Origin of the sequence: Micromonospora sp. M51 (assembly GCF_018070305.1) — a bacterium.
Lineage (GTDB): Bacteria > Actinomycetota > Actinomycetes > Mycobacteriales > Micromonosporaceae > Micromonospora > Micromonospora parva.
This window is the reverse complement of the sequence record NZ_JAGPXZ010000882.1, coordinates 1-2,294: the sequence shown is the minus strand read 5'-3', so window position 1 is coordinate 2,294 and position 2,294 is coordinate 1. Positions and strand designations below refer to the sequence as shown.

Sequence of the window (2,294 nt, the reverse complement as noted above, 5' to 3'; positions counted from 1 at the left end):
GGCGGCGACAGCCGGCGGCGCGGCCGCGTCGGGGTGGCCACCGGCGAGGTCGTGGTCGACCCCGGCGACGTCGTCACCGGCGGGCACGGCGTGGCCAGCGGCGCGGTGATCACCGCCGCCGCCCGCCTGCAGGAGTACGCCGCACCCGGCGGCGTCGCGCTCTGCGCGGCCACCGCCCGCGCCACCGCCGGCCTGATCACCCAGCGTCAGCTGACGCCGGTGCCGGTGGCCGGTCGGGTGCCGCCGGTGCCGCTGTGGCACGCCGTCGGCCCGGTCCGCCCCGGCGCCGACCGGCACGACGGTCCGCTGATCGGCCGACGCCGCGAACTGGCCACCATCCGCGACCAGTTGGGCGGGGCCATCCGGGACCGGGCGCCACGCTGGATCTCCCTGGTCGGCCCCACCGGCAGTGGCCGCAGCCGGCTGCTGCACGAGCTGACCCGCGGCCTGACCACGGTGGACGGTACGCCCGTCCGCTGGTGCGTGGCGGCCTGCCAGCCGTACCCCGATCAGGTGTTGGCGCCGGTCGCGCACCTGCTCCGAAACCTCGCCGGGATCCGGCACAGCGACGGCCCGGCGGCGGTCCACGACCGGCTGGTCACCGCCCTGACGCCGCTGTTCCCGCCGACCAGGGTGGCCACCGCCGTCCCGGCGCTGCAGCGCCTGCTGACCACCCCGGACGGCTCGGCCGCTGCCCTCGCCGGCGCGGCGATCTGCCGGGAGGTCCTGCTGCGCCTGGCCGCCGACCGGCCGCTGATAGTGGCCGTCGACGACCTGGACCGGGCCGCGCCGGCGGTGAGCCGGTTCCTGCACGCGTTGTTCCGCGCGGCGACCGAGCGCGCGCTGCCGCTGGCAGTGCTCACCGTGCACCAGCCGCAGTGGGCCGACAGCCGGCCCGGTCCGGCCCGACGGGTGACGATCGGCCCGCTGGCCACTGTGCAGTCCGGCCGGCTGCTACGCCACCTGCTCAGCCGGGCCGGGCAGCCGGTGGCCCTGGTCGACCGGCTGCTGCCGCTGGTGGGAGGCCGCCCCGGGCACGCGACGGCGTACGTGACGTCGCTGGTGGACGGCGCCGACCCGGCGGCACTTGCGCTGCCCGAGGCGGTCCGCCGGGCGGTCGGCGCGGAAGTGGACCACCTCGACGGTGAGCGGCGGGCGGTGCTGATGGCCGCCGGCACCCTCGGTGGCCTCATCCACGGCGCGGCAGTGGACCGGGCACTCGGCTGGACGCCCGGCCGGTCCGCACCCGCGCTGCGCGGTCTGGTCGCCGCCGGGCTGCTGCGTCCGCACCGCGTCGACGGGTACGCGTTCGCCGCGCCCGCGCTGCGCCAGGTCGCCGCCGAGCGGTTGCCCCGCGCCCTGCGCGCCGTCTTCGCCAGCCGAACCGCCGACACGCCGCGCCTCGACACCGTCCACGCGCACACCGCCGACCCTGCCGAGGCGGTCGGCACCGGTGCCGTCGACGCCGCGACCGCGCAGGTCGTGCGTCTCGACGCGGTCCGCTCCCGGGCCGGCCTCGACACCACACTGGCCCCGGTGTCGCGACCGGGTGCCAACGGCCCGGTGCGGCACCGACCCGTTCGCACCCCGACGATGGCCACCGCGCCGGCCGCGCCGAATCGGCAGACCCACCGTTCGCCGGGTGCCGGTCGGCTGCGGGTCGTCGGGTCGGCCGGTGACGGGCCGCCGACCCCGGCCGCCTCGACGGCCGCGTCCCGACGCAACGCGGCCGGGCACTGGCCCCCGGAGGTCGCCCGATCCCGGGCGGCGATCAGCGCCAGGCCCGCCGTACCGGGCTCCGCCCGACGGGGTGCGCTCGTCGGCGTCGGGGAGACACCCCCGTTACGCGGCACGCCCGGTACGCCGTCGCCGCGCTGGTCGGACGCTCTGGCCGCCTGCGCCTGAGGTGGCATCGAGAGCGAGGCGCCCCCACCTGGGGTGAGCTGGCTTGCCACCGTCCGACGGGAGCGGGTGAGCCGGTCACCCGGCGTGACTAGGATTGGTCCCGTCATGCTGCTACGGGTGCTCGGGCCGCTTGAGGTCGAGGTCGACACAGGCGGGCCGGTCGACCTCGGCGGCCCCCGGCAACGCGCCGTGCTCGCGCTGCTGCTCGCGGCCCGGGGCGAGGTCGTCTCCGTCGGTCAGCTGATCGAGGATCTGTGGCGGGGTGACGCGCCACCACGGGCGATCGCCTCCCTGCAGGCGTACATCTCGCACCTGCGCCGCCTGGTGGAACCGGCCCGCGAACGCCGGGCGCCGGCCCGGGTCCTGGTCACCGCGGCACCGGGTTACGC

2 protein-coding genes are annotated in these 2,294 nt (G+C 78.0%); both read left to right on the top strand.

Annotated elements, in window-relative coordinates; all coding sequences use genetic code 11:
- Positions 1-1,905, top strand: a 1,905-nt coding sequence (locus KBX53_RS30155; RefSeq protein WP_210863075.1) for an AAA family ATPase, incomplete at its 5' end; no start/stop codon positions are given.
- Positions 1,906-2,010: 105 nt separating this feature from the next.
- A partial coding sequence (locus tag KBX53_RS30150; RefSeq protein ID WP_210863073.1) for a winged helix-turn-helix domain-containing protein occupies positions 2,011-2,294 on the top strand: 284 nt, incomplete at its 3' end.